Here is a 4,797-nt window from a genome sequence, read left to right as displayed (position 1 = left end):
GCGGCGGCCAGACCCAGCCGGTCGCCGATCTCGACGGCGGTGATCGATCCGGACTCGAGCAGCAGGCGCACGATCGCGCGGCGGGTGTGACCATCCGGCACCGGCGCACCGACGTCCGCCACCCCGGTCGCGGCGGCGCCGACACCAGTGGCCCCATCGGGGCTGGTTCGGATTTTCACAACACCAGTGTGACGCAATTCCGGGGATCGGTCTAGCAAGGGTCCCCTGTCCTGGCGTTGCACTGCTCACACCGGTCCGCAACGTGCGGCCCGCCTCGTCGGCCGGGCTAGGCTGCTCTGATGGCAGCCCGCCACCACACGCTGAGCTCGTCGATCGCGAGTCTGCACGGCGACGAGCAAGCGGTGGGCTCGCCGCTGAACGATACCGAGCTCACCACGCTGCGCCGCACCCGCCTGTTCGGCGCCACCGGCACCGTGGTGATGGCGATCGGCGCGCTGGGCGCCGGCGCGCGTCCCGTCGTGCAGGACCCCACCTTCGGGGTGCGGCTGCTCAACCTCCCGTCGCGGATCCAGACGGTGTCGTTGACCATGACCACCACCGGCGCGGTCATGATGGCGCTGGCCTGGTTGATGCTGGGCCGGTTCGCGCTGGGCAGCCGGCGGATGTCGCGCGGCGACCTGGACCGCACCCTGCTGCTATGGGTGCTGCCGCTGCTGATCGCCCCGCCCATGTACAGCAAGGACGTCTACTCCTACCTGGCGCAGAGCCAGATCTCGCTGGAGGGCCTGGACCCCTACCGGGTGGGCCCGGCCTCCGGCCTGGGCCTGTCCCACATCTTCACGCTGTCCGTGCCGACGCTGTGGCGCGAGACCCCCGCGCCGTACGGTCCGCTGTTCCTGTGGATCGGGCGCGGCATCTCGGCGATCACCGGGGAGAACATCGTCGCCGCCGTGCTCTGTCACCGCCTGGTGGAGCTGCTCGGGGTGGCCCTGATCGTGTGGGCGACCCCGCGCCTGGCCCGGCGCTGCGGCGTCGCGGAGGTCAGCGCCCTGTGGCTGGGCGCGGCCAATCCGCTGCTGATCATGCATCTGGTGGCCGGCGTCCACAACGAGGCGCTGATGCTGGGCCTGATGCTGGCCGGCGCGGAATTCGCGTTGCGCGGCATCGACGCCCCGCGGCTGCTGCCCTCGTCCTGGAGGATCGCCCCCGACTGGGAGCCGCTGGGGATGCTGGCCGCCGGCGCCGTGCTGATCGTGCTGTCGTCGCAGGTCAAGCTGCCGTCGCTGCTGGCGCTGGGCTTCGTCACGATGGCCCTGGCCTACCGCTGCGGTGGCACCCTGCGCGCGCTGCTGCTGGCGGGCGGCGGCATGGCGGCGCTGTCGCTGGCGGTGATGGCGGTGGTGGGCTGGGCCAGCGGCCTGGGCTTCGGCTGGATCTACACGCTGGGCACCGCCAACGTGGTGCGCAGCTGGATGTCGCCGCCGACCCTGCTGGCGCTGGGCACCGGGCAGGTGGGCATCCTGCTGGGCCTGGGCGATCACACCACCGCGGTGCTGGGGCTGACCCGTGCGATCGGCGTGCTGATCATCACGGTCATGGTGGCCTGGTTGTTGCTGGCCGTCTTCCGCGGCCGGCTGCACCCGATCGGCGGGCTGGGTGTGGCGCTGGGCATCACCGTGCTGTTGTTCCCCGTCGTGCAGCCCTGGTACCTGCTGTGGGCGATCATCCCGCTGGCCGCCTGGGCGACCCGCACCGGCTTCCGGGTGGCGGCCATCGTCATCAGCCTGGTCGTCGGGATCTTCGGCCCCACCGCGAACGGCGACCGGTTCGCGCTGTTCCAGATCATCGACGCCACCCTGGCCAGCACCGTGATCGTCGTGGCGCTCATCGCGCTGACCTACACCCGCCTGCCGTGGCGCCGCCCGCCCGTCCGGGGCCCCGAATCCAACGGACAACCCGTCACCGGCACCACGGCACCGCCGCAGCATCCGTCGACCCCCCGCCCGGCGCCGGCGCACGACGCCTACGCTGATTCCACGTGAGCTCGGCCTTTCCAGAATCGCGCAGATCCCCCGACACAGTGGTGCGGCTGCGCGGGGTCACCAAGACGTACGGGTCCGGCTCGACGGCCGTCGAGGCTGTCGCCAACCTCGATCTCGAGGTGCACGCCGCCGAGGTGCTGGCCCTGCTCGGCCCCAACGGCGCCGGCAAGACCACGACGGTGGAGATGTGCGAGGGCTTCGTTCGCCCCGACGCCGGCACGATCGAGGTGCTGGGCTTGGACCCGATCGCCGACAACACGCGGCTGCGGGCGCGGATCGGGGTGATGCTGCAGGGCGGCGGCGGCTATCCCGCGGCCCGGGCCGGCGAAATGCTCAACCTGGTGGCCTCCTACGCCGCCGACCCGCTGGACCCCGCGTGGCTGCTGGACACGCTCGGCCTCACCGACGCCGCCCGCACCACCTACCGTCGGCTGTCCGGCGGCCAGCAGCAACGGCTGGCGCTGGCGTGTGCGTTGGTCGGCCGCCCCGAGCTGGTGTTCCTCGACGAGCCCACCGCGGGCATGGACGCGCACGCGCGGCTGCTGGTGTGGGAACTGATCGACGCGCTGCGCCGCGACGGGGTGACGGTGCTGTTGACCACGCATCAGCTCAAGGAGGCCGAGGAGCTGGCCGATCGGCTGGTGATCATCGACCACGGGGCGACGGTGGCCTCGGGCACGCCGACGGAGCTGATGCGCAGCGGCGCCAAGGACCAGCTGCGGTTCAGCGCCCCGCCGCGCCTGGACCTGTCCCTGCTCGCGGCCGCCCTGCCGGAGGACTACAAGGCGACCGAGGTGACGCCGGGTGAGTACCTGGTCGAGGGCCACGTCGACCCCCAGGTGCTGGCCACCGTCACCGCGTGGTGCGCGCGGATCGACGTGCTGGCCACCGACATGCGCGTCGAGCAACGCAGCCTCGAGGACGTCTTCCTCGACCTCACCGGCAGGAAGTTACGGCCTTGACGGACAACGAGATTCAATCCAGCGTCTTTCCCGCGGGCACCTTCGCACCCGATCCGCGGCCCAGCGCGGTGCCGAAAATGCTTGCCGCGCAATTCGGTTTGGAGCTCAAGCTGTTGCTGCGCAACGGCGAGCAGCTGCTGCTGACCATGTTCATCCCGATCACGCTGCTGGTCGGGCTGACGCTGCTGCCGCTCGGCTCGTTCGGACAGCACCGCGCGGCCACGTTCACCCCGGTCATCATGGCGCTGGCGGTGATCTCGACGGCGTTCACCGGGCAGGCGATCGCGGTCGCCTTCGACCGGCGCTACGGCGCGCTCAAGCGGCTCGGGGCCACCCCGCTGCCAGTGTGGGGCATCATCGCCGGCAAGTCGCTGGCCGTGGTCACCGTGGTGTTCCTGCAGGCAATCCTGTTGGGCGCCATCGGTTTTGCGCTCGGGTGGCGGCCCGCGCCGGCGGCGCTGGCACTGGGGGCGGGCGTGATCGCGCTGGGCACCGTGGTTTTCGCGGCCCTGGGGCTGCTGCTGGGCGGGACGCTGCGGGCCGAGATCGTGCTCGCGGTCGCCAACCTGATGTGGTTCGTCTTCGCCGGCCTCGGCGCGCTGACGCTGGAAACCGGCATCACCCCGACTGCGGTCAAGTTGGCGGCCCGGCTGACCCCGTCGGGAGCGCTCACCGAGGCGCTCTCGCAGGCGATGACGATGTCGGTGGACTGGTTCGGCGTGATCGTCCTGGTGGCGTGGGGCGCGGTCGGCGCGCTGAGCGCGCTGCGCTGGTTCCGCTTCACCTGACGCTCGCCCGCGGGCCTGGCTTCTTCACCTGACGGTCGCGTCGGACTCGCGACACTTAAACCACGCACACGACACGCCGAGACCGGTGTACGTGGTTTAAGTCTCGGCGCGCCCGGGCGTACTACAGGCCGTAGTTTTCGGTGGCTTAGGATCGGGCCGTGGTGGGACGGATGCTGTTGCGCGTGGTGGACCTGCTGCCCAACCCCAGCGCGGGCGTGCAGCGCCTGATCGCCGCGGCCGTCATCCTCACCCAGGGCGGCATCGCGATCACCGGCGCGATCGTGCGGGTCACCGCGTCGGGCCTGGGCTGCCCCACCTGGCCGCAGTGCTTTCCAGGCAGCTTCGTGCCGGTGGCCCACGCCGAGGTGCCGCGCATCCACCAGGCCGTCGAATTCGGCAATCGGATGGTCACCTTCGCCGTGGTCATCACGGCGGCGCTGGCCGTGCTGGCGGTGACGCGGGCGCGCCGGCGCCGCGAGGTACTCGTCTACGCCTGGCTGATGCCGGTGTCCACCGTCGTGCAGGCGGTGATCGGCGGCATCACCGTGCGCACCGGGCTGCTGTGGTGGACGGTGGCCGTCCACCTGCTGACCTCGATGACGATGGTGTGGCTGTCGGTGCTGCTCTACGTGAAAGTGGGCGAGCCCGACGACGGGGTGGTCCGCGAGCGCGTGGTCCGGCCGCTGCGCGCGCTGACCGCGTTGTCCGGCCTGAACCTGGCCGCGGTGCTGGTCACCGGCACGCTGGTGACGGCCGCCGGCCCGCACGCCGGTGATCGCAGCCCCACCCGCACGGTGCCGCGACTCAAGGTCGAGGTCGACACCCTGGTGCACCTGCACTCGTCGCTGCTGATCGCCTACCTGACGCTGCTGGTGGGGCTGGGCTTCGGGCTGCTGGCGGTGCGTGCCGCCCGGCCCGTGCTGGTGCGGCTCGCGGTGCTGCTGGTCCTGGTGGTCGCCCAGGCCGCCGTCGGCACCGCGCAGTACTACACGGGGGTTCCGGCCGTGCTGGTCGCCCTGCACGTGGCCGGGGCCGCGGCGTGCA

The 4,797-nt window shown here is 71.6% G+C and carries 4 protein-coding genes and 1 pseudogene; 4 read left to right on the top strand and 1 reads right to left on the bottom strand.

The features are described 5' to 3' along the window. Window positions 1-242, bottom strand: a pseudogene (locus tag DQP57_RS26105) (hypothetical protein); the annotation flags it as partial. A gap of 57 nt (window positions 243-299) precedes the next feature. Between DQP57_RS26105 and mptB the strand changes: the two are divergent. The 4 genes from mptB to DQP57_RS26085 form a co-directional block, all read left to right on the top strand. Beyond that, on the top strand, window positions 300-2,003 hold the full coding sequence (gene mptB, locus DQP57_RS26100) for a polyprenol phosphomannose-dependent alpha 1,6 mannosyltransferase MptB (RefSeq protein ID WP_112635764.1): 1,704 nt from the start codon (window positions 300-302) through the stop codon (window positions 2,001-2,003). Beyond that, entirely contained in the window at window positions 2,000-2,965 is a 966-nt protein-coding gene (locus tag DQP57_RS26095) for an ABC transporter ATP-binding protein (RefSeq protein ID WP_165821910.1), read from the top strand. Before mptB ends, DQP57_RS26095 begins: the two co-directional genes overlap by 4 nt. 77 nt (window positions 2,966-3,042) lie before the next feature. Next, window positions 3,043-3,753, top strand: coding sequence for an ABC transporter permease (locus DQP57_RS26090; RefSeq protein ID WP_240631896.1), 711 nt, complete (start codon window positions 3,043-3,045; stop codon window positions 3,751-3,753). 170 nt (window positions 3,754-3,923) lie between these two features. Further along, window positions 3,924-4,797: COX15/CtaA family protein (locus DQP57_RS26085; protein ID WP_133259318.1), on the top strand; the 874-nt coding region annotated here is incomplete at its 3' end.

The organism is Mycobacterium colombiense (genome assembly GCF_003284935.1).
GTDB classification, from domain to species: Bacteria; Actinomycetota; Actinomycetes; order Mycobacteriales; family Mycobacteriaceae; genus Mycobacterium; species Mycobacterium arosiense_A.
This window is presented reverse-complemented; position numbering and strand designations above follow the sequence as displayed.

What these genes read in the sequence shown, in the direction of transcription:
- mptB (WP_112635764.1), top strand. Translation starts at nt 300, where the DNA reads ATGGCAGCCCGCCACCACACGCTGAGCTCGTCGATCGCGAGTCTGCAC.
- DQP57_RS26090 (WP_240631896.1), top strand. Translation starts at nt 3,043, where the DNA reads ATGCTTGCCGCGCAATTCGGTTTGGAGCTCAAGCTGTTGCTGCGCAAC.